The organism is Rhizobium rhizoryzae (assembly GCF_011046895.1).
Taxonomy (GTDB): domain Bacteria; phylum Pseudomonadota; class Alphaproteobacteria; order Rhizobiales; family Rhizobiaceae; genus Neorhizobium; species Neorhizobium rhizoryzae.
On the sequence record NZ_CP049248.1, the window covers coordinates 77,871 to 101,073 of the forward strand.

A 23,203-nucleotide genomic window follows, 5' to 3' on the forward strand; every position below is an offset into this window, starting at 1 on the left:
GATGGCCTTTATTATGAGGTATAGCTTATCTATCAGGCTGCGAGTTCGAGGCCGAAGAAGTCGGATGCTGTCAGGTTCTTCTGGCCCGTCAGCACCACCTGGAATTCCACAGTGTTTGCATCGCCATCGGCATCGCCGAAGATACGGGTGTTGCCGCTGACGAAGTCAAAGGCCAGGCCATTGGCCTGGGCCGTAGATGTCTGGCCAAGGAATCGGAACTCCTGGTTGCCAGCCACTTTCAGGTTGGCGTCGATGAGGCGCAGATCGATCTTGTCGGTTCCAACCACGAAATCGGTGATTGTGTCGGTCGCCTGGGCGGTCGATTCATTGACATTTCCGTACATGAAGACGTCGGCGCCGCCATTGCCCGTCAATGTGTCGGCCCCGCCATTGCCACGCAGAACATTGCCGACATCATTCCCGATCAGGGTGTCGTTGCCAGCACCACCGAAGGCGTTTTCGATCTGGACGCCCGCCGCGATGACGAAGCTTCCGCCCGCAATGGTCGAGGTCTGGCCCGCATTGAGGTTGATCGTGACTGCCGAGCTGACAGCCGCTGCATCAATGAGATCGGTTCCGGATGCATCGTTGACCGTCTTGGATCCAGTGAAGGAGTCCGCCAGCACATAATGGTTGTCGGAGGTCACGTCCGAACCCCAGGCGCGAACGGTCAATTCCTTGAACTCCGCAACCGTGCCGGTGTTCTTGTCGATCAGCTGCAGCGTCCAGGTGCCTGCGCTCTGTTCGCCGAAGAAGGCGGTCGCGCCGATCTGGAATGTGCCGGGCCAGACGGCAGAGGCGGCATCCTTGCCGACCATCGGTTCATCGAACAGCGTGATCGTTGTGCCGTTTGGCGAAGTGATGACAGCTTTCAGATCATTGGATGTTGCCGTGGTCAGGTTGAGGTCGAACTCCATGCGCTCGATGATGACGTTCTTGGTGAGGTTTGCCGTCACCGTCGTGCCTGTACCGCTGATCGTCGCGGCTGCAGAACCGCTCTTTGCCTCGGAGCTCACCCAGTTCGTTGCAGTCTTCGCGGCGTCCGTCCAGGAGGCCGCCAGGCGAACGGCTGCGCTAACGTCGATCAAGCCAAAGCCGACATCACGAGAGAACTGCATGCCGCCGAAGTTCAGCCCATCGCCCTTCGTCGTGATATAGTTGTTGGTCGTTCCAACAGCGCGGGCCGTCAGCGCCAGGATGTTGGCAACATCGCGGAAGCCGAGAAGCGGGTTTGCCTGCAGCATGAGGGCGGCGGCGGCTCCGACCATGGGGCCGGAATAGGAGGTACCGATATTCTGGAAGGAATAATCGCCATTGGCAGCATCGGTCTTGTTGTAGCCCAATGTCGAACCGGTGATGTCGGCAGAGGTAATGCCAAAGCCCGTATTGATGGACTGGTCCTTGCTATCGGGGTTTTCACCACCGAAGGAGGAAACGAGAACGGAAGCGCCGGGCGTGGAATAGCTGGCCTTGTTGCCGAACTCATTCATGGCACCGGCGGTGATGATGTACTTGTTGTTGGTGGAGCCGGTCATGGCCGTATCAGCCTTGGCGGGTCCTTCGTTACCTGCCGAAACCTCGACCACAGTTCCAAGGCCGCCACGACCCTGCTGGCCTGCCTTTTCGACGGCAGCCAGGTAACTTCTGTCTGCCTGATTTGGCGATTGCGACCAGAAATTTTCGGAAAAGGCCGGATCCAGACCGTAGGAGTTGACGGAGACATCGACCTTCGCAACATCTGTCATATAGTTGTACAGGGCGGGTACATCGACACTGCTGCCCTTGCTGACCGCAAGGCTGGAGACGAGATTTGCATTGGGGGCCATGCCCACCATGCCCTTGCCATCAAGCGCCATCGCAACGATGGAGCCAACCACCGTTCCGTGTTCGTTGGCGTCGGCATCGGGAGCATAGCCACCATTTCCTGTGGTGTAGGCATTGGCGCCGGTCACCTTGGTGGCGGAGTTGAAGGTGAGATCCTTCAACAGGATGCCCTGGAATTCGGAATGGTTGATGTCGATACCGTCATCGTTGATCGCAACGCGAATGCCCTTGCCGGTATACCCGCTTGCCCAGGCACCCGCGATATTGACGTCGAGGCCCGCGGAAGCGCCGCGATCGCCATTGTTCTTCAGGTACCACTGCGACTTGAACAGCGGATCAGAAATGCTGTTGACGTTGACGCCGGTCAGGGCTTCCTGCGTGAAGGATTGGCCAAGCAATGTCGGGACAGGCGCTGCCGGTGCTGGGAGAGAAGCCACCGCAGTATCTGCACCAGCCTGCGTAGGCACGGTGCTGGCCTGATCTGTGATGCTTACCAGAAAGTTACGGCCAATCGCTATAGCCGCCGAGCCATTGTAGGCTTGGATTTCCGGGGTGGTATCGAGGGCCGCAGTGAATAGATTAGCAGCCTGGATCTTATTGTTGACCGTCGTCAGATCTACGTTACGAGCTCCATCCAGAATAGCGATCGCAATATTCTTGATGTTGAACGTTCCATTCGTCAGGCCATCAACAAAGAATTTCAAGCCATCCGCTTCGGCATCACGATTGAAAAGCGATCTATATATTGAATTGACGATCTGACTGTTTGTCTGACCTGCAAAACGTTGCTGATACTCTGGAGTAGAGGCAAGATCGCCAATGGCAGTCAGATCGACACCATTTTTTGTCACGCCGTTGAAGTAAGAAAGACCTGTTGGATCGGCCGGACGGCCGAACAGCGCAACATAAATCCCTTGAATGGTAGCCATGAAATCCCTCGGAAATAGCCCTTAATCTAGAGGGGTATTTCGAGGCATTTGTTTCGTCAACGAGAAAAACATCAACAGGTATTGAGAGACAATCAGATTTTGTTTCGGAACCTGACAGTCACAAGATGAATATCTGTCATTATTTGCTTTGGATGATCTGAGCTGCGCGAAAGCCACCCTTCCTCTGCGGGTTTGGGCGCTTTCGGTTCAGATAAATGCCGGTGCGATCTTCGGCATTCAAAACGGATGCATTGGTCACGAACAGGCGCACGGCAAGCTGATTCACGGAAAGCCCTTCGGCTTTTGCCTCACTCAAAACTTTATGCCAGTCGATACCCGTACCAGGAGCGTGGGTGGCCGGATAGACGCGCTGACGATTGAGTTTTAGGCCGGTGCGGTTTTCCATGCGCCGAACAGCGCTGGGGCTCACGCCAAGCCTCTTGCAGAATTCGCCGATCGTGAGCCCCTGCTCAACAGCCGTTGCCAGTGTCACAGTCCAATCTACAGAATGCTCGACCGCGTCCATATTAGTCTCTCAATAGGTGGGACTCCAGCAGTAGCAGCCGTTTCTCTAACTCCTTCAGGGAGGGCTTGGCTGCATCCTGTGGCTCTTGCGCTAATTCTGCTTCCGGACCGAAAAGCAGATTGTAGACCACGGTATCGTTATAGCGCAGCATGGTCTTGGTAAACTCGCGCGGGTTGATTCCTAAAGCTTGGGCATAGGCCTCATAGCGCTCTGCTGGCACGCGACCGCGCCCCGCCTCTATCTGCGAGATGAAGGTGTAGTATTCAAAGCCGATTTTTGCCGACAAATCCCGCTGACTCAAGCCGGCCGACTCGCGTCGCTCCTTTAGCCATTGGCCTGCTTCGCGCCGCAGGGCAACTGTGCCGTCCCGGCTCAAAACCTGCTGAACTTGCGAACTCATCGGCGCTGTACCCTTGCGAATAAAGAGAAGCAGCATAAAAATGTATAGTTAACACTTAACAGTGTGAATGCTAAACATTTCCTAAACGGGATAATTTCGCCGAACCACATCTTCGCCAAATAGAATAAAAGATCCTTGATAAAAACTCTTATAGGTTGAAAAATAGTTCGCAAAAAGGGCAATTTGCCGGTAAAATATCCTAAAGTTGCAAATTTGAATGCAAAGAGACAGTAATCACTATAGCATCTTATTGACCAACGATTGTGCTAAATATAGCAAGCACTACCGACCACCAAATCGGTCGTTCCGATCTCGAGAGGAATTCTACAATGGCAACTATTCAGGGCGTATATCTCGCGCTGTTCGGCCGTCCGGCTGACCCGACGGGTCTCTCCTACTTCAACTCCGTCACCAACAATGGCGCGAACCTGAACGCGATCGGTAACCTGGCTACGCAGCCTGAGTACCTGAACCGCTTCACTGGCCAGTCCAATGTTCAGATCATCAACTCGATCTACCAGTCGCTGTTCGGCCGCGATGCTGACGTAACGGGTCTGACGTTCTTCTCGAACGCTTTGGCCGCTGGTCGTCTGACGATCAACACGATTGCAATCAACATTCTGGACGGCGCAACGGGCTCTGACCTGACGACCGTCAACAACAAGATTGCTGCTGCAAACCTGTTCACGGCTTCTCTGGACACCGGTCCGGAAATCGTTGGTTACTCCGGTACGGCTGCTGGCGACGCTGGCCGCGCCTTTATCGCTGGCGTGACGACCACTGTTCCGACGCAGGCTGCTGTCGATCTGGCCATTGCCAACATCGTCAACAACCCGGCTCCGTCGACCACGACGGCCCTGACGACCGGCGTAGACAACTTCCCGGGCACAGCTGGCAACGACCTGTTCACAGGCTTGAAGGCTGCTGCGAACGCGACCCTCACGTCTGCAGACACCATCAACGGTGGCGCTGGTACCGATACACTGAACATCACCGTCAGCGAAGCTGGTGACGTTCTGGCTGGCGCACAGGTCTCCAACATCGAAGTTGTTGGCATCCGTGCAATCGCTAACACGGCCAACGAACTCAGCGCGACAGGCCTGACGAACGTCGTCCTGACGGGCACCAACACAAGCACCACTGCCCTGACCAACCTTGCCAATGGTGCAACGGTGACCGTAGGCTCTGGTGCCAACCTGACTGGTGCAATCACTGCTGGTTACGTTGCTGCTGCGACGACTGCCAATATTGCTTATGCAGGCGGCACATCTGGCGACCTGACTGCAAACGGCGCTACTGCTTTCACAACTGCTAACATCACATCCACGGGTGCAGCGAACACTGCTGCCAACATCAATGTGGGTGCCGCAACCACCATCAACATCAATGCAACGACAAACTTCACTGCTACGTCGATTGCAACGACAGGCACGAACTCGACGCTGAAGGTTTCCGGCGCAGCTGAATCCGTCAACGTTGGTACTCTGGCTGCAGCTTTGCGCACGATTGATGCTTCTGGCCTCACCGCAGGTGGCCTGACGGCAACGCTTTCCAACGCTGCACAGGTTGTGACCGGTGGCGCTGGCAACGACGTCATCAGCACGGGTGGCCAGGGACTCCTGACCGGCTCCGTAAACGCTGGCGCTGGCACGGCTGACCGTCTCGTTCTGACGGCAACCGCTGACCTCGACACCGCTGCAAAGGGCGCAAAGTACACCAACTTTGAAGTCCTTCAGGTGGAAGACGGCATTACTGGTAACGTGGATAACATTGCTGGCATCACCGCAATCCGCATCAACGACGCAGGAGCTGCCACAACTATCAACAACCTGAACGCAACACAGGCTGGCGCGATCACGGTTCTTGCTGGTAACGCAACCGGTGCGATTACCATCGGCGTCAAGGGTGCAGATACGGTTGGCCAGATCGACACTGTAAAGATCGACGCTAACGACGGTGCAACAACTGTCGGCACAATCGCCCTTGGTCAGCTGAAGGCTGTTGGTGTTGAAAATCTTGAACTCACCGCTACTGACAACATCACCGTAGCATCCCTGGTTGACTCGGCTTCCGTTTCTAGCGTTGTGCTGAAGGGCGCGGGCACCATCAACATCACAACTGGTGCATTGGCCACCGTCAACACTCATATCGATGGCTCTGCTGCAACTGGCGTTCAGACGATCGATGCAAGTGGCTTTGCAACCAACGGCATCAAGATCACCACTGGCTCTGCAGCTGATACCATCACAGGTTCCGCACAGGCTGACAACATCACATCCGGCACAGGCAATGACACTCTGTTCGGTCGCGCCGGTGCAGACACGATCGTTGGTGGTGATGGCAATGATACGATTCAGGGTGATGGTGTAGGTGTTGCCGCCGTTACTACAGCCGTTGCCGAAGTTCAGACAGTCACCGTCGGGAACACAGCTGATGCTGGTGGCGACAATATTGTCACTTTCGCTGGTGTTGATGTCGGGATCGCAGACAACGCTACCGCTGCTCAAGTTGCTGCGGCTATTGCTGCAGCACAGGCTGCTATCAAGGCCGCGAATGCCAACATCTCTACGGTAACGGCGAATGGCGCGGATGTTGTTGTTACTTATACGAACACTTCAGGAGATGTCAGCAACTTCAGCGTGGCGGATAAGGGTGGGTCGTCCGGTCTCCTCTTCAGCGGTGTTTCTGAAACGACAAAGGGCGTCACTACAGCCGCCGCAACGATCAGTGCAGGTGGTGATGCTGCGGGTGTTGACATCCTGACCGGTGGTGCCGGTAATGATGCGTTCCGTTTTGTCGCTGGCACATCGCACGACACGGTGACGGACATCATCACTGACCTGAACCTCGGCACAAATGATGCGGCTGGTCAGGTTGATACGCTTGTCTTCCAGAACCTGAACGGAACAGCTTCTGTTATTACGCTCGCTTCCGGTGATCAGAGCAATGTGACGGCTGCTGGAAGCCTGACACTTGCTGCTGGCTTGGTCGCAAACGCTGCACAGGCAGATGGTGCGACTGTTCAGTTCACCTACGGTGCGAACACCTATGTGTTCCACAATGTAGATGGCAACGGAACGTTTAACGCTGCTGCCGATATTCTTGTTCGGGTGACCGGCGTAACTGGCACTCTGGACGCATCGGACATCGTGCTGGTCTAACAGCCGAATGGCCCTGGATTCAGGGCACTTTGGGCGGCGTGAGGCAGGTTTGCTTTTCGCCGCCTCTATAGGAATGCACCCGCCTTTTAACGGTTGCCTGAACCTCGGATTCCTGTCCTTATTTCAATGGGCAGGGATCTTTTGCATCAACAGTCGAATGACTGTACGGCAAGGCCGCGCTGCAGATCCCGACGCGTGAATTTACGCTCAAGATGCTCTCCTATAACGAACCTACAATCTACCGCCTGCTCCAGATCGATGATGTGGCAAGCGATGGCAGGGGCGAAGTGAGTGCCGAGGAATTGGAGCGCCGCCTTGCCCGGCTTGAGCAGGTTCTTCTGCGCCGTAATGGCTAAGACAGAGGAATAAGTCAGGTTCCGGAAGTGCCGGAACCTGACTGCTTGGTTACACCACCTTCACCTCACCGCTCACCTCTGCCTTCCGGGCTTTGCGCTTCGTGCGCCAGTCGCCGAGGAAGAGCAGAATGGGCGCGGCAATGAAGACCGAGGAGGAGGCCGCCACGAAGATGCCGAAGACCATCGGGATGGCGAAGCTTTCGACAGCACTACCGCCCCAGATCGCCATGGGGATCATGGCCAGGAACGCCGTCGCCGATGTGTAGAGGCTTCGAGCCAGGGTCTCGTTGATCGAGAGGTTGATCAGGTCGCGGAACGGCATTGATTTGTAGAGCCGCATGTTCTCGCGCATGCGGTCATAGACCACCACCTTGTCATTGACCGAATAGCCAACCAGCGTCAGCAGGGCGGCAATCGCCGTCAGGTTGAAATCCAGCCCTGTCAGTGAGAAGAAGCCGACAGTTTTTGTCACATCCAGAACAAGGGTCGCGATGGCGCCGACGGCAAAGGGCCATTCGAACCGCACCCATATGTAGACCAGCATGGCAAGGCTGGCGAGGATGACCGAGAGGATGCCGGCGGTTGCCAGTTCATCGCTGACCTTGGGACCAACGACTTCAGTTCGTTCGATCGAAGCGCTCGGGTCGATAACGCGGATCTCGCTGCGTACCTTTTCCACGGCTTCCGTCTGCTTTGTCTCAGGCCCTGCCTGCCGCTCGAGACGGATCAGAAGCCGGTCATTGCTGCCGAACTCCTGCAGTGCCACTTCGCCGAGGCCGAGATTGCCAAGTCCGCTGCGGAAGGCGGCGAGGTCGGTGGGGCCGGAGGTCTTCACCTCGACCTGAATGCCGCCCTTGAAGTCGACGCCGAAGTTCAGCCCATGCGTGAAGAGCAGCACGATGGAGCCGATCGACAGGAAGGCCGAAATGCCAAGACCGGCAAGCCGTGCCTTCATGAAGTCGATCGTCGTGCCATCCTTGATCAGGCGGATCGGCAGCAGCGGCTTGATATCGATCGTCTTCAGGCGCCGGCGGGCAGCGATTGCCACCATGGCAACGCGCACCACCGAGACGGCGGTAAACATCGAGATGGCGATCCCGAGCCCCATGGTCACCGCAAAGCCGCGCACCGGGCCGGAACCGAACCAGAAGAGCAGGGCCGTGGCGATGAGCGCCGTGACGTTACTGTCGATGATCGTGGCATAGGCCTTGTTGAAGCCGAGATCGATGGCTGCAAAAGCGCTTCGCCCTTTTCGGCTCTCTTCGCGAATACGTTCGTTGATCAGAACATTGGCATCCACAGCAAGGCCGATGCCCAGCACGATACCGGCAATGCCGGGCAAAGTGAGGGTCGCCCCCAGCATCGTCAGACCGGCAAAGGTGAGGATGACGTTGAGCGCCAGCGCCAGAACTGCCAGCAGTCCCCAGCTGCCATAGAGCGCCAGAATGAACAGCATGACGAGCGCAAAGCCGCCGAGACCGGCAACAATGCCCATCTCGATGGCGTCGCTTCCGAGATCTGCCCCAACGGTGCGTTCTTCGATGACGTCCAGCTTCGCAGGCAAGGCGCCGGCGCGCAAAAGGGCCGCCAGCGTATTGGCGTCCTGGACATTGAAGGAACCTGAGATCTGCCCGGAACCGCCGGTGATCGGTTCACGAATGACCGGTGCGGACAGAACCTTGCCGTCGAGCACGATGGCAAAAGGCAGGCCGACATTCTGGCGGGTGACTTCCGCAAAGCGTGTAGCACCTGCCTGGTCGAACCGGAAGGAGACCACGGGTTCGCTGGTATTCGGGTCGAACCCGACGCGGGCATCGGTCAGGCGATCACCGGAAATCAGAACACGATTTTGAACGGGGTAGGGACGGTCTTCCGCATCCTTCATCATCGTGATGCCAGGTTCACCCTCGCGGCCCAGGAGATGGAAGCTCATCTTGGCCGTGGAGCCAAGCAGCGCCCGTACATTGGAAGGGTCCTGCTCGCCCGGCAGCTGGACGAGAACACGGTCGCCGCCAACCCGTTGGATGGTTGGTTCGGCAACACCCACCTGATCCACGCGCTGGCGAATGATTTCAAGGCTCTGGGTGACGGCCTGCGTCATGCGATGGGTGAGACCGGCCTCGGATGGCAGCACGCGCAAGGTGTCCGCGCCTGTCGCCTCGATGGTCAGATCGCTGGCGGTCAATGCTGCGGCCTGGACCTGATTGGCGATGCCATTCAGCTCGCTGATCGCCTGCTGCACCTTGGCAGGATCCCTGAGACGAACCTCGATGGCGCTTTGTGTCCGCCGAAGAGAGGCAATGGTGATCTGGCTCTTTTCGAGGGTGGACCGTACATCCTGCTGAAGGTTTTGCAGCCATTCCGTGACCAGTGAATCCCGATCCACTTCAAGGACCAGATGGGAGCCGCCGCGCAGATCGAGCCCCAGCGATACACGCTGGTGAGGAAGCGCGGATGGTAACTGTGCGAGCATCCTGTCGCTCAGCACGTTGGGCAATGCAACCAGCATGCCCGTGATGATGACGACCACATAGATCGCCACCTTCCAGAGGGAGTTCTTCATTATTTTATCCTGAAACACCGGACCGCGCACTGCATGCCATGCGGCGTCGGTCAGTCATCTGTCCTGACGGGCCGGGCCCGTTGCAAACATCAGAGGGTCAGGAAAGGCGGCGCGCGGGCAAGAAAGCCGGTTTCAACTCTGCTTGGAGGCCGAGGAGGAGGGGCATTGACGGTCAGAATGAAACCATCGACCGGATGCAGAACCGAGATGGCCGTTGGCAGGAAGGGATCAGATTGCGTGCTGCGCCAGTTCTTCTGCCCACGCTTGTCAATCGGCTGGGCAAAACGTTGATCGTCATGCCGATCAACCAGCAGAAGGGAAACGGGCCGCTGCCTGAAGGCTTCGGGTTCTTCCGCCTGCCTTCCATGGGAGATGCCCGGTGTCCCGGTCAGTGCGAACCCGACAAGCAAAAGCGCCAGTTGGCAGAGATATGCCACCAGTCTTTCGGGTTTCTCCCGTCGGTTGCCGCCGCAGGTCAAGATCGTTTTAAGTCCTCTTTTTTGCCCGTGCCGTCACTGCTGAGCATATTTCATATCCTGAAACAATCCTTCAGACGATTATGCGACAGATAGGTGGGATAGCCGATGATGAAAGGTCGAGCTTGAGCAATGGACGCGCAGCTTCTACATCGTCCTGATGTTTATTCTCACTTCCCCGTCACGTTTCGAGCAGGATATCAAGAAAAGCCGATTTCTGGCACTGGCCGCTCCGGTATCAGATGAGGCGGAGGCGAAGGCTTTTATTGCAGAGAATTCTGATCGCAACGCCAATCATAATTGCTGGGCCTGGCGGATCGGACAGAACTATCGGTTCAATGATGACGGCGAACCGAGTGGAACAGCCGGAAAGCCTATTCTTCAGGCCATAAATGGTCAGCAATTGACGAACATCGTAGTTCTGGTCACCCGATGGTTTGGCGGCATTCTTCTGGGAAGTGGAGGGCTGGTGCGCGCTTACGGAGGAACTGCTGCCCTGTGCCTGAACGGTGCAACGAAAGAGCGAGTGATTCCATCGATCACAGTCGTCGTCGATCTGAATTTCTCCGATCACGCTTCCATCAAGGCAAGGCTTCCCAGTTTGGGATCGGTTGCCATCATCCAGGAAACCTTCACTGGCGACGGCGCCTCATTGTATCTGCAGATTCCAGAAGAGAATGCCGACGCAATCGTTGCAGCGATCCGGAACCTGACCAGCGGGAGAGCATCCCTGAAGCAACAATGACATTCAGGGAGAGGAAAAATCCCGTATCACTGATGCTTCATCTATTGTTCAAACAAAAGCTGATGTTTATGAAAATCGAATAGAAAATATGTATGTCCATCTTTACGCAAACTTAGCAAATCTCCCGGCGAAGCGCAAAGTATTTCAACATTTGCTCATATAGCTATAAATTTGAATTGAAACGATTTTTCCGATTATCAACAGCAGCGTGTAATAACCGCTCTTCTTTGCAGCCCATTAATCCAATGTTAAAAGCTTGGCCCTACGTTTAAGTGGAAAGACGAGCCATGTTAACCGCCCGCTCCTAAAGGGCTTCAGGTGGTAGCCGGTAGATGATTGACCGGTTTGGATTTCGTTGTTCAGGCTAGGGGTCAGAAGCCGCGGGGTTTCTGGATGCATGATGCCATTCCGATGCGACGGCTCGCTCGAGCCATGTTCCTTGCAGTGTTGTGTAGTGCCGACGGGCGGTTGAACTGCTTTTTGTAGTATCCAGCGTAAATCCGGGCATCCAGCAGCATTTAAATCATCGAATCTGGAGAGAAATCCGTGGCAATTGATTCCTTTATGTCCAAACTATCCGTAAGCCAGGTCAAGCTGCTGTCGACGGCGTCGGTAGCGGGCCTCAGCAGCACGGCCATCAATGCTCTGGCCAGCGACAGGATTGCGGCTCTGTCTTCCGGGCAGCTCGCTGTCGTAACCACCGATGCTATCGCAGGTCTGGATACCGCCAAGATTTCGGCATTCTCCAGCAGCGCGCTCGCCGGTTTGACTGCAGCCCAGCTCGGCGCCATCACCAACGGCATCACCAACTTCGAAGAGTCCCAGCTGAAGGCTCTGAAGACCGACATCATCGCAGGTCTCGTTGAAGCCGACCTGACGGCTCTTGCAACCGCCGACAAGCTTGATGCATTGACGACGACACAGATCGCCGTTCTGACCGGCGACAAGTTCTCGACCGATGCCATCATCGACCTGACCTCCGCTCAGGCTTCCAAGCTGACGGCAACGCAGGTCACGGCCTTGACGTCCGACGCGGCGGCTGCTCTGACCAGCGACCAACTCGACGTTCTGACCACGGCTGCTATCGCAGCTCTGGAAACGGCTGACGTTGCTGCCCTCTTCAACGGTGCTGGCTCTGCCAAGCTTGCTGCTCTTGATGCCAAGCAGATTGCAGCTCTCGGCTCCGACATCACCGAACTGGACAGCGTCGGCGGTGGTGCATTGTCTGCAACGCAGATCGGCGGCCTGACGACGGCACAGCTCGGTGCTCTGACGAGCGACGAAATGGCTGGCTGGACTGGAACGCAGATCAACGCAATCGGCTCCAAGCAGATCACGTCTCTGGCTGTTGGCGAACTGACCTCGGCGCAGCAGAACCTGCTGACCTCGACCCAGGTTTCCGGCCTGAGCTCCACGCAGATCGGCGCAGTCACCTCTGATGCATTCGGCGCATGGAGCACTGACAACCTGGCTGCCATCTCCAGCACGGCTATCGCCGGTCTGACGACGGATCAGGCTGCAACGCTTGCCTCTGCTGACGTCAACGCCCTGAACATCAAGGCCCTGACGGCAATGTCGACGGCGAACCTTGCCGCTCTGACCACCGATGCCATCGCAGGCCTCGGCTCTGCACAGATCAAGGCTCTGACGACAGCTCAGATCGTTGCCCTGACGACCGATCAGGTTACAGCGCTCGGCACGGATCAGATCGCGGCCCTGTCCTCTGCTCAGGTTGCAGCACTGGAAAGCGGCGATATCGCGCTCTTCTCGACGGCAGAAGTCGCGGTCATCTCGACAGCTGCGATCGGCGCGATCAGCTCCGACGACTACATGACCCTGACGAACGACCAGCTGGATGCAATCTCCTCGGATCAGGTTGCTGCCCTGAAGGACAACGTCAACTGGGTCATCGCTGCCTACAACGACAGCACCGTATCCTAATAGACACCCGGCACGGTTCAAACCGTGCCGGATTTCCCACCACGAAAAGGGCGGTGCATTGCATCGCCCTTTTTGCGTTATCTTCCGCACCAATTGCACCGCATCAGCCTCAGACAAGCTCATTGTCGCAGAAGAACAGAGAGCATGCGAGCAAAGCGACGTCCGGCCAGGGACTGCCGGAGCGTCCAGGGTGATGTGGGGAAGCTAATGAACATGACCGTGCCAGCGACGAGCGTCGATCCGGTAGCAGTGATACAGGCTGTTTTTCAGCGTGCGCGCCAGCAGCAATTGCCTCTCGCAGAACTGATCCAGACGGTGGAAAGGTTGTCCAGTCTTGGGGCTTCAGCGCCAGCGCTCGACCTGTACAAGACGTGGATCGCCTTCAACGACAAGAACCCCATGGTTCATGTCGCATCCTTCAACTATGCCGTCATGCTCAACCAGACCGGCGATGCTGCAGGTGCCATTCAGGCCCTGAAGGCAACGATCGCCTACAAATCGGACTTTGCTCCTGCGCATATCAATCTCGGACGCGTCTACGAAGACTGCCAGATGGTTGGCCGCGCGGTAGAGCAATGGCGCAATTTCGCCAATACTTCCAATGAGATCACGGCTGAACGCCTGAGCTTCCGCCTGATGGCGCTAAAGCACATGGGTCGTGTGCTTGAAACCGCAGGTCTTCTGGAAGAAGCGGAAGCAGTTCTCTGGCTCGCCATCGAGCTTGATCCCACCAAGCAGGATGCGTCGCAGCACTGGCTTGCCACGCGTCAGCATCAATGCAAATGGCCGATCTTTACAAGCTCCGAACATGTCACGCGTCAGCAGTTGACCGATGCGATGTCGCCGATGACCATCGCCTGCTTTGCCGATGATCCGCTGTTCCAGCTGGGCAAGGCCTATCGCTACAACAAGAAACTCGTCGGCAGGCCGGATACGAGCGGGTTGCAGCGCAAGCCGGTGCGCAACAAGTTGGCGTCCGGCCAGCGCATTCGTGTCGGCTATCTGTCTTCGGACCTGCGCGAACATGCGGTCGGCTTTGCGCTCTGCGAAGTCCTGGAGCTTCACGACAAGGAAAAGGTCGAGGTTTACGGCTATTATTGCGGCATTCCGCGCAGCAACGACAAGACGCATGATCGTATCCGCGCCGTTATGGATGGCTGGTGCGATATTAACGGCATGAGCGATATCGATGTCGCGAAGAAGATCATCGACGATGAAATCGATATTCTGATCGATGTGAACGGCTATACCAAACAGGCCCGTGCCGGCGTCTTTGCCTATCGGCCCGCGCCTGTCATCGTAAACTTCTGCGGCTATCCGGGAACGCTTGCCAGCCCGTTCCATCAATATCTCATCACCGACAACTACATCGTTCCGCCGGAGCGCGAGCTTTATTACAGCGAAAAGGTTCTGCGCATTCCTTGCGAGCAGCCGGTTGACCGCAAGCGCGAGATTGCGCCAAAGCCCACCCGCGCGGAATATGGATTGCCGGACGATGCCTTCATCTATGCCTGCTTCAACGGCATGCAAAAGATCACCGAAGCCTGCTTCCTGCGCTGGATGAAGATCTTGGCGGCCACGCCGGGCAGCATACTCTGGCTGTTGGGCGACAAGGACCCCATCCATCAGAGACTGCGCAAGATTGCTTCCGAAAATGGTGTTGATCCGGATCGCATCTACTTCGCGACCAAGGTTCCAAACCCCAAGCATCTGGCCCGCATTGCGCTTGCCGACCTGTTCCTGGATACCTTCCCCTATGGCGCCCATTCAACGGCGGCAGATGCCATTACCATGGGGCTTCCGGTCCTGACGGTTCCGGGCATGGGCTTCCCGTCGCGCTTCTGCGCCAGCATTGTTTCGGCCGCCGGTATTCCGGAAATGATTTGTGGTTCGGCGGAAGAATATGTTGCCAAGGCAATTTCCTTCGGTCGCAATCGCAAGGCGATCGACGCCGTCAAGGCAACGCTCGCCGCCAAGCGGGAAACCTGCACCTTGCGCGACATGCCAGGTCTTGCACGCCGTCTTGAGGAACTGTTCCAGGAAATGCAGGAAGCTGCCGAGCAGGGCAAGCTGCCGGTTCCCAACCTTCGCAACCTCGATGTCTATTATGAGATCGGTGCTGAACTGATCCACGAAGGGCAGGAGATGCAGGATGAGGCCGCCTATCGCCAGCACTACCGCGACAAGCTGGCTGCACGCGACGCGATCGAGCCCCTGTTGGCCGATCCGCGCCTTTGGCCGGAAGGGACCGCCTGATCGGAATTCCCAAGGGCAGGGCTGTCACAAGCCCTGCCAGCTACAGACAAGTTTTACGCTTTAACAAGACGGTATTATCAACGGACAGTGGAGACAGGGTCCGGTCACAGCTTCGGGATATCCGCTCTGGTTCCTGTTGTTTGTGGGCGTATGCTCCAGCTCCTTCTCGTCAGGCTGATCACGTGGGGACGGGATGAAGCTTTCAGTCATGATTCGTGGAAACAACTTCCTCGAAGCCGATCGTTTTGGTTTTCCGATGGATGGCCGGGACAATGTAAAATCGCTTCTGGAGAAGATCGTCCAACCGGTTCGCAGCCTCAACCCTGGCGCCCGCATCTTCCTCGTCACATATCCGAGCGCAGCGCTCGACGAGATCAAGGCCGCTCTCGAGCCTTGCGAGCTTGTTCTGCTGGATCCGAAGGGAAGCAGCCAGATTGAGACCTTCAAGCACGGTATCAAGCACATCTTCGAGCAGGATGATTGCGATGCGGTGTTGAGCGTCCGCTTCGATCTTGAATTCAAGAAAAGCTTCTATTCCTGGGATCTGCAGCTCAGCGATGATGCCATCTATTTCCCGTGGAAGGAATATCTGGCGGCCTGGCGCGATCATCGCCGCGTCGGCGATGCGGTGCATATCATTGGCCGCAAGGCGCTGCCCGATTTCTATTCCGGGCTGACGCTGTGCCAGGTTGCGGGCCGCAAGGACCTGCATCTGCTCTACTACATGACACGCACCCTGAACGGCAATTTGCGCTTCATCGAAGATGGCTATTGGGATTCCAACACGGTCTATCTCAACCCTGAATGTGACAATCCCCTCTATCGGATTTTCAACCGGCCGAAGCTGGATGGTTACGCACCCTATACAGGCCGGGTCGTGACCGAGATCCGGGGCGAATAGCCAACAGCGCCGACCTGGGAACGGCAGATCAAGGATGAGCAAGGGAAGTCGATGAAAATTCTGGCGCACCGGGGATGGTGGAAAGAGGATTCGGAAAAGAACAGCGAGATCGCGTTCCGCAGGGCGTTCGAAGCGGGGTTTGGCGTCGAAACCGATGTGCGCGACCAGAATGGTGTTCTGCGGATCGCCCACGATATTCCTGTCGGTGACGGGCTCATGGCGTTCGAAACGTTCCTGACGCTGCACAAGGCCTATCCGCAAGCCGGAACCATTGCCTTGAACATCAAGGCGGATGGCCTGCAACGCCCTGTCAGGACGTTGCTTGATGAGGCAGGCATTCAGGATCTCTTTTGTTTCGACATGGCCGTGCCGGACGCGCTCGGCTATTTTCGCGAAGGCTTCGTGACCTACACCCGTCATTCCGAAATCGAGCCCGTTCCTCCTTTCTACGACAAGGCACATGGCGTCTGGATCGACTGCTTCTACTCGGACTGGATTCAGCCGGAAGATGTGCATCGCCATCTGGAGGCAGGCAAGGCCGTCGCGCTCGTCTCGCCGGAGCTGCACAAGCGCGATCACAAGGCTGCCTGGAAGGCCTGGGCGGATATTCGAAGCGAAAACGTATTCCTGTGCACCGATCTGCCGGATGCGGCAGCGGAATTCTGGGCATAGGCTAGAGCATGTCGCGCAAAAGTGTACCGCGGTTTTGCGATAACGACATGCGGGAAAACAAGGAGTTAAAGCGACAGGAGCGAATCCGAACGATCGCGACGCGCTTTAAGACAAGGCGAGGGTGGAGTAAGGTCATGGGGAAGGCACGATGATCAAGGCGGTGCTGTTCGATATGGATGGCGTTCTCATCGATGCCAAGGAGTGGCATTACGAGACGCTGAACGATGCGCTGGCGCTTTTCGGCCTCAATATCAGCCGCGCAGAACATCTTGCGGTCTATGACGGGTTGCCCACGCGCAAGAAGCTGGAAATGCTCAGCAAGTCGCAAGGGTTGCCGACAAGGCTGCACGAATTCGTCAACGCCCTGAAGCAGAGCATGACCTATCAGGCCGTGATCAGCAAATGCCGCCCTGTCTTTCATCACCAATATGCGCTGGCCCGGCTGAAGCGGGAAGGGCGCAGCATCGCCGTCTGCTCGAACTCGGTGCGCTCTACCGTCGAAGCCATGATGCGCCAGTCCGATCTGCTGCAATATCTGGATTTCTTCCTGTCCAATCAGGACGTTGCCAAGGCAAAGCCCGACCCGGAAATCTATCTGACCGCCATTGAGCGCTTCGGCTTCCAGCCAGGTGAGTGCCTCATCATAGAGGACAACGAACACGGCATTCAGGCCGCACGGGCATCCGGTGCCCATGTGCTCGTGGTTGGCTCCACCAATGATGTGACCTATGACAGGATCCAGAACGAAATCCGCAAGATAGAGGCGTCTGCAGCATGAGGTACCTTATCCCGATCGCCTCGAAGGACGACCTTTTCCCGAAGGATGAATTCCACTTCCCCAAGCCTCTGATCGAGATCGACGGCATGCCGATGATCGCGCTGGTGGTCAACAATATCCGTCGCCGCGATCCTTCCGCCTCCTTCATCTTCGTCATCCTCAAGCAGGATGCGGTCGAATACAGCTTGGATTCGATCCTGATGCTGCTCGCAGGAGCGGATACGAGCGTCATACAGCTGGCGCATCCGACCATGGGAGCTGTCTGCTCCGCCTTGATGGCCGTCGATCATATCGTTGAAGGCGAGCCCCTGATCATCTGCAACGGTGACCAGATCATTGATGCCGATCTTGGTGCCATTGCCTGGGAATTCACGTCGTCCGGCGTCGAAGCCGGTGTCGTGACGTTCAAGTCAGTGCATCCGCGCTGGTCCTATATCCGCGAGGACGAAGCCGGCATGGTCATCGAGACGGCCGAGAAGCGTGTTCTCAGCCGCAAGGCCATTGCGGGCTATTACTATTTCAAGACTGGCTCCCTGTTTGTCGAGGCGACCAAGAGATACCTGCTGAAGGCGGATTCTCTGGGAGGCCGCTACTATCTCTCTCCGGTCCTCAATGAAGTCGTGCTCGAAGGCGGCAAGGTCAGCCAGTACGAGATCGAGAGCGAGGCCTATATCTCCTTCTATTCGCCGCAACGCATCGAGTTCTACCGCAACGAGATCAAGGGTAAGCGCGGCGTCATCCAGACGGCGGCTCCCGCCATTCAGGTGGTCATCCCCATGGCGGGTTTGGGAAGCCGTTTCGCCAAGGAAGGCTATGCCAAGCCAAAGCCCTTCATCGATGTGAAGGGCCAGACCATGATCGAACGGGTCATGGACAATCTGCGTATCGCCAATGGCCGCTTTGTCCTCATCGCGCGGCAGGAGCATCTCGATGCGGAGCCCGATGTGGTGCAGGAACTCGAGGGACGCGGCGATCTCGTCTTCTCGCCGATCAATTTCGTGACGGAAGGGGCCGCCTGCACGGTCCTGACATCGAGGCGCCATCTCAATCCCGATGCGCCGCTTTTGATCGCCAATTGCGACCAGATCGTCGATTTCGCCGTGGAAGACTTCATTCGCGACGCCATCACCCGCGATCTGGACGGCTCCATCCTGTGCTTCAAGGACAAGGATCGCGATCCGAAATGGTCCTTTGCCCGCATCAACCAGCAGGGACTTGTAGACGAAGTGAAGGAGAAGGTGGCGATCTCCGACAATGCGACTGTCGGGATCTACTATTTCAAGCGCGCCGGCGACTTCATCAACGCGGCAACCGATATGATTGCCCGCAATGAACGCACCAACAATGAGTTCTATGTCTGCCCGGTCTATAATGACCTGATCCGCGAAGGTGCCAGGATCGGGATCTACATGATCGCGCCTGAGGCCATGCATGGAATTGGCACGCCCGCCGATCTCAACACCTATCTGAAGCTGATCTGACCGCCATGAAATGTGTCGTGCCTCTAGCTGGTCCTGATTTGTGGACGGAGACTTTCGGTTTCCGCCCGCTTGTGCCGGTGGAGGGCAGGCCGCTCTTGCAGGTGGCGCTGGACCAGCGCGCCTGGAGAGGCAGGCTGGAGAGCCGCGACTACATCTTCGTTGTGAGGGAGGTCGAAGGGCTCGAGCAACTGGAGCAGGCCTTGAGAGCCCTGTGGCCGGAGTGCCGGATCGTTCGGCTCTCCCACCTGACCGGCGGCGCGCTTTACTCCGCGCTCGCTGCAATGTCGCTGGTGGCGCCGGACGAGCCGGTCATTGTCGATCTGGCCGATATCCTTTTCACCGAAGGCCCGGAAGACCCGGAACATCTGTTCAAAGCCCAGGACTGGGGAGCAATTGTTCCGGTCTTTCAGTCCACGGAGCCCTGCTACAGTTATCTCGAAATAGAGGATGGCAGAGTTCTGCGCGCGCGCGAGAAGCAGGTCATTTCCGACCATGCTTCGGCTGGTGTCTACATGTTTGCCAGTCCGCAGCTTTACCTGACGGCTGCCGTTCATAGCCTGCAGCAGAGAGACGAGCTGAGCTATCGCAATCTGTTGTTCATCTGCCCTATGGTGAACGGCGTCATTGCCGCCGGACGGGAAGTTCTGGCGCCTGCGATTGAGGCGGTGCAGCCCGTCGGCAAGCTTTTTCATATCTAAAGATCAGTCGAGCCAGCATGGTCGACCCATGTCTTCAGCAGGCACGATCGGTTCCTGACCGTATTCCCTTACACCTGTGCGTAGGCGGCGAGGACAGCATCCAGCTGGCTGCTGCTGAGCGCGCGGACTTGTGCCGATGTCAGCACATCCAGCTGATCATCGCTCAATCCCATGATCTGGTCGGTCTTCAGGCTGGTGATCGAGCGCGTCGAGATGGCCGCGATGTCGCCGGTGCTGAAAGACTGGAGATCTTCCAGAAGCATGGCGGCAATCTGGGCGCCGGTCAGGACGCTGACCTGGGCAGAATCGAGCGTTTCAATCTGGTCAGAGGACAGTGCAACGATCTGAGCGGTCGTGAGACCGAAGACCTGTGCGGTTGTGAGCGCCTGGATCTGGGTGGTGGTCAGCTGTTCGATGGCAGCGGTCGACAGACTGCGGATCGTCCGGCTTGAAATGGCGGCGATCTGCGATGACGTGAAGGAGCTCAGCGCATCACCGGCAAGACCGGACAGCGAGTCAGGCTTCAGCGCCGCGATCTGGCCTGTCGTCATGGCGCCCAGTTGCTGGCTCGTCAGGCCGGCAACCTGCGCGCTGGACAGGAGATTGATGAACTGCGAGGAGAGGACGGCGATCTGCGTGGTCGAAAGGGCTGCCAGATTGAGACCGGGTGCCTGCCGCAACGATAGTGAGGCAATCTGGTTTGTCGTCAGATTGGCAACCTGCTCGGAAGAAAGCGATGCGATCGCGCCACTTTGCAAGGTCTTGAACAGAGGTGTCGAGATGGCCGCGATCTGGTCCGTCGACAAGAGTGAAAGATCAAGTGTCCCGATCTGACGCGAGTTCATGACAGCGATCTGATCAGTGGTAATCGCCGCCAGCTGGGTTGAGGAAAGGCTGCCGATCTGCTGGGATGTCAGGTTGGCAAACTGCCGTGTCGAAAGACCCTGGACCTGGTCATCGGACAATGCCGACATCACGCTGGTCGAAAGCCCGCGCACGGAGGAGGAGACAATCGCTGCCATTTCATCGGTCGTGAAAGTGGCTATGTCCTCGCTTTCGAAACCGGACAGCGCAGTCGAGCGCATGATGGCGATCTGGTCGCTTGTAAAGGCTTCAGCCTGCACAGAAGAGAGGTTGGCAATCTGTGCACTCGTCAGGAGACTGATGAGACTATCGGACAGGACGCCGATCTGATCCGGCGATAGCGCTGTTATGTTCAGTCCGGCTGCCTGACGGCTCTTGAAGGCGGCAATCTGGCCAGTGGTCAGGGCCGCGATCTGATCGGTCGAGAAATCCGCAACGAAGGTGCTGCTCAAACCACTCAGCGTGTTCGTGGACAGAACGCTGATCTGGCCCGTCGTCAGCGCATCGGCATTCAGTTCCATCAGCTGACGGGCAGTCATTGCAGCAATCTGGTCATTACTGAAGAGACCGATCTGGCTGTCGGAAAAGGCGCGGAGCTGCTGGGATGTCATCCCGGCAATCTGGCCGCTGGACAGGGTCTGGATCTGGCTGCTGTTCAAGGTCGCGATTGCCGCGGTCGAAAGGCCGCGAATATCATTAGCCTTGATGGCCGCCACTTCGTCATTGGTCAGGGAGGCTATATCTGCAGTCTGCAGACCCGACAGGCCGCTCGTGCGCATGGCTGCAATCTGCGTACTTGTCAGCGCCTGGGCCTGATCGTCTGAAAGGCCTGCAATCTGGCTGCTGCTGAGAACGCTGACGAAGCTCGTGGAAAGTGCCGCGATCTGTTCGGTCGAGAGGGCCGACAGGTCGACCCAGGCCACCTGACGCGAGGTCAGTGCGGAAATCTGCGTCGTGGTCAGGCTCGATGCGTTGGAATCGATCAGGGCAGACAGCGTGCCGCTGGCGAGGCTGCCAATCTGGCTGGTTGTAAGCGCAGTAATCTGCGCATTTGAGAGGGCCGCGAGGTGGCCGGTATTCAGGCCCTTGATACCGCTTCCGGAAATTGCTGCGATTTCATCCGTCGTGAACGTGGCAAGGGCGCTGGGCGAAAAGGCCGCAATATCGCTCGAAGCCATCGCCTTGATCTGGTCGACGGTAAAGGCCGACACCTGCGCATCCGAGAAGCTGCTGAGCTGGCTCGTATAGAAAGCCGTGACCTGCGAAGCAGAAAACCCTTCGATCTGCTGGGAAGAGAGAACCGCCAGCTGACTGGCGTTGAGACCCACCAGAGAGCTGGCCGTGACCGCAGCGATCTGCGTGGCGCTGAGCACGGCGACATTGCTCGCCCCCAACGCCTGGAGCTGATTTGACCTTAAAACCTTGATCTGGTCTGTCCGAAGGGAGGCGACGTCGGCCGTCGTCCAGGCACTGATCGCAGCCGTATCCAGCCTCCGGATCTCGGCGGGCGTCAAACTGGAAACTGGGTCGCTCATCAGCACTTTCCCTACAGATTAAATAATGTCTGCCAAAGCCAAAAGCCGCAAAGCTGTATCGGGGACGGAGCAATTTCTAGACCGCGAAGCTTTTGCAAGGCCTGCGGCAAGACGGCAGACAGCATATTTAAGGCGTGAGATCATGGCTCGTATGAGCCTCGCGCAAGAGATGTACATCATGCAGCGGAAACGATCCGCTTCTTGCGCCGTAGGTATTGGAAATTTCTAAAATGCCAGCGAGGCACTTTAGTCATCCGGTTAAAGGTAACGAAAGCAGGTTTAATTTTTGATTAATTTCCTGGCTCGTTGATACCATAAGTATGTGACGAGGCAATATTTTCTGGAAAAATCACGTTATGCGCGTGAGTTGCGCACGTTGTCGGCTTTGAAAAATGGGCTCCCATTCTTCCTCGTGACTGCCCGCATGATTTGCCATTCCGGGTTTGGTCAGGCAGCCTGACGGTTTCACATAGCTGTCGATCCTGCGCACTGGTCGTTCATGCCAGGTAATGTTGAAAGCCCAGTATTTCGGGAAGAAATAAAGTGAGGAATAGGGCAGGTGGTCGTGAATCCACCAGGCCAGCTTCTGCCAGTCGCCTTCCGCGTTGAAGCGGTCCCAGAAGGATGGCACCACAATGCAGGCCGTGGCCCCCATGCAGCCTTCTGCATCGAGTCTGTCCCAGATATGGCCTGCATAATTGGCTTCGTTGACGGCACAATTGTAGCCGCTCTTCCCGGCCCGCTGCATGTCATTGCCAAAGCCGTTCACCTCCGCCGAGCGATAGGCCGAACGAACGGCGATACGGCCAAACCTGTCCTGCAAGGGTTCGAGCAGGTCTTCGCAAAGTCTCGTGCCGGCGGCAATCGCCAGATCCGGATTGTCCGGCACGTTGTTGAAGCCGTGAATCGAGGCGATATCCGAGAACAGGAAGTCCCGCATGAAAAAGGTTTTCGAAAGCCGGACACGTCCGAATTCGGTGAGGCTGGCCACACTGGCGGGCTTCTTCATCAGACGTATCCATTCCGAAATCTGTCACGCCTCCAAGGCTGGGGCGTGGGAGATACTGGATCGAAGAGCTATTCCGATGCCACCCGAA

At 57.0% G+C, this 23,203-nt stretch carries 17 protein-coding genes; 10 read left to right on the top strand and 7 right to left on the bottom strand.

Translation table 11 applies throughout. The features are described from left to right. Nucleotides 1-32: 32 nt before the first annotated feature. The 3 genes from G6N80_RS00635 to G6N80_RS00645 form a co-directional block, all read right to left on the bottom strand. Nucleotides 33-2,753, bottom strand: coding sequence for a S8 family serine peptidase (locus tag G6N80_RS00635; protein WP_165130517.1), 2,721 nt, complete (start codon nucleotides 2,751-2,753; stop codon nucleotides 33-35). A gap of 139 nt (nucleotides 2,754-2,892) precedes the next feature. Continuing rightward, the gene (locus tag G6N80_RS00640; RefSeq protein WP_165130518.1) at nucleotides 2,893-3,279 is read right to left on the bottom strand and encodes a MerR family transcriptional regulator; all 387 of its coding nucleotides are present in this window, start codon (nucleotides 3,277-3,279) and stop codon (nucleotides 2,893-2,895) included. 1 nt (nucleotide 3,280) lies between these two features. Beyond that, on the bottom strand, nucleotides 3,281-3,679 hold the full coding sequence (locus G6N80_RS00645) for a helix-turn-helix domain-containing protein (RefSeq protein ID WP_165130519.1): 399 nt from the start codon (nucleotides 3,677-3,679) through the stop codon (nucleotides 3,281-3,283). A gap of 329 nt (nucleotides 3,680-4,008) precedes the next feature. Between G6N80_RS00645 and G6N80_RS00650 the strand changes: the two genes are divergently transcribed. After that, on the top strand, nucleotides 4,009-6,840 hold the full coding sequence (locus tag G6N80_RS00650) for a beta strand repeat-containing protein (protein ID WP_165130520.1): 2,832 nt from the start codon (nucleotides 4,009-4,011) through the stop codon (nucleotides 6,838-6,840). Between the two features lie 212 nt (nucleotides 6,841-7,052). Then, on the top strand, nucleotides 7,053-7,196 hold the full coding sequence (locus tag G6N80_RS00655) for a hypothetical protein (protein ID WP_165130521.1): 144 nt from the start codon (nucleotides 7,053-7,055) through the stop codon (nucleotides 7,194-7,196). A gap of 49 nt (nucleotides 7,197-7,245) precedes the next feature. On the opposite strand, the gene secD is transcribed toward G6N80_RS00655, so the two are convergent. Further along, on the bottom strand, nucleotides 7,246-9,759 hold the full coding sequence (gene secD, locus G6N80_RS00660) for a protein translocase subunit SecD (protein ID WP_165130522.1): 2,514 nt from the start codon (nucleotides 9,757-9,759) through the stop codon (nucleotides 7,246-7,248). An 89-nt stretch (nucleotides 9,760-9,848) separates the two neighbouring features. Beyond that, nucleotides 9,849-10,196, bottom strand: coding sequence for a hypothetical protein (locus G6N80_RS00665; protein ID WP_165130523.1), 348 nt, complete (start codon nucleotides 10,194-10,196; stop codon nucleotides 9,849-9,851). 199 nt (nucleotides 10,197-10,395) lie between these two features. Between G6N80_RS00665 and G6N80_RS00670 the strand changes: the two genes are divergently transcribed. The 8 genes from G6N80_RS00670 (at nucleotide 10,396) to G6N80_RS00705 (ending at nucleotide 19,707) form a co-directional block, all read left to right on the top strand. Continuing rightward, entirely contained in the window at nucleotides 10,396-10,980 is a 585-nt protein-coding gene (locus tag G6N80_RS00670; RefSeq protein WP_165130525.1) for an IMPACT family protein, read from the top strand. Between the two features lie 546 nt (nucleotides 10,981-11,526). Then, nucleotides 11,527-12,921, top strand: a complete 1,395-nt coding sequence (locus G6N80_RS00675; RefSeq protein WP_165130527.1) for a hypothetical protein — start codon at nucleotides 11,527-11,529, stop codon at nucleotides 12,919-12,921. Nucleotides 12,922-13,128: 207 nt separating this feature from the next. Further along, complete coding sequence (locus G6N80_RS00680; RefSeq protein WP_425503855.1) at nucleotides 13,129-15,177, top strand: O-linked N-acetylglucosamine transferase, SPINDLY family protein; 2,049 nt, start codon at nucleotides 13,129-13,131, stop codon at nucleotides 15,175-15,177. Nucleotides 15,178-15,370: 193 nt separating this feature from the next. Beyond that, nucleotides 15,371-16,078 carry a hypothetical protein gene (locus G6N80_RS00685; protein WP_165130529.1) on the top strand — a complete coding sequence of 236 codons (708 nt, stop codon included), beginning with the start codon at nucleotides 15,371-15,373 and terminating at the stop codon, nucleotides 16,076-16,078. A gap of 51 nt (nucleotides 16,079-16,129) precedes the next feature. Next, on the top strand, nucleotides 16,130-16,750 hold the full coding sequence (locus G6N80_RS00690; RefSeq protein ID WP_165130531.1) for a PI-PLC domain-containing protein: 621 nt from the start codon (nucleotides 16,130-16,132) through the stop codon (nucleotides 16,748-16,750). A gap of 148 nt (nucleotides 16,751-16,898) precedes the next feature. Then, nucleotides 16,899-17,528 carry an HAD family hydrolase gene (locus tag G6N80_RS00695; protein WP_137136954.1) on the top strand — a complete coding sequence of 210 codons (630 nt, stop codon included), beginning with the start codon at nucleotides 16,899-16,901 and terminating at the stop codon, nucleotides 17,526-17,528. After that, the gene (locus G6N80_RS00700) at nucleotides 17,525-19,009 is read left to right on the top strand and encodes a glycosyltransferase family 2 protein (protein ID WP_165130533.1); all 1,485 of its coding nucleotides are present in this window, start codon (nucleotides 17,525-17,527) and stop codon (nucleotides 19,007-19,009) included. Before G6N80_RS00695 ends, G6N80_RS00700 begins: the two co-directional genes overlap by 4 nt. 17 nt (nucleotides 19,010-19,026) lie before the next feature. After that, on the top strand, nucleotides 19,027-19,707 hold the full coding sequence (locus G6N80_RS00705) for a glycosyltransferase family protein (RefSeq protein ID WP_165130535.1): 681 nt from the start codon (nucleotides 19,027-19,029) through the stop codon (nucleotides 19,705-19,707). Between the two features lie 68 nt (nucleotides 19,708-19,775). Here G6N80_RS00705 and G6N80_RS00710 read toward each other — a convergent pair whose 3' ends face one another. Beyond that, the gene (locus G6N80_RS00710; RefSeq protein ID WP_165130537.1) at nucleotides 19,776-22,106 is read right to left on the bottom strand and encodes a hypothetical protein; all 2,331 of its coding nucleotides are present in this window, start codon (nucleotides 22,104-22,106) and stop codon (nucleotides 19,776-19,778) included. A gap of 349 nt (nucleotides 22,107-22,455) precedes the next feature. Further along, nucleotides 22,456-23,115, bottom strand: coding sequence for a hypothetical protein (locus G6N80_RS00715; protein ID WP_165130539.1), 660 nt, complete (start codon nucleotides 23,113-23,115; stop codon nucleotides 22,456-22,458). Nucleotides 23,116-23,203: the final 88 nt, after the last annotated feature.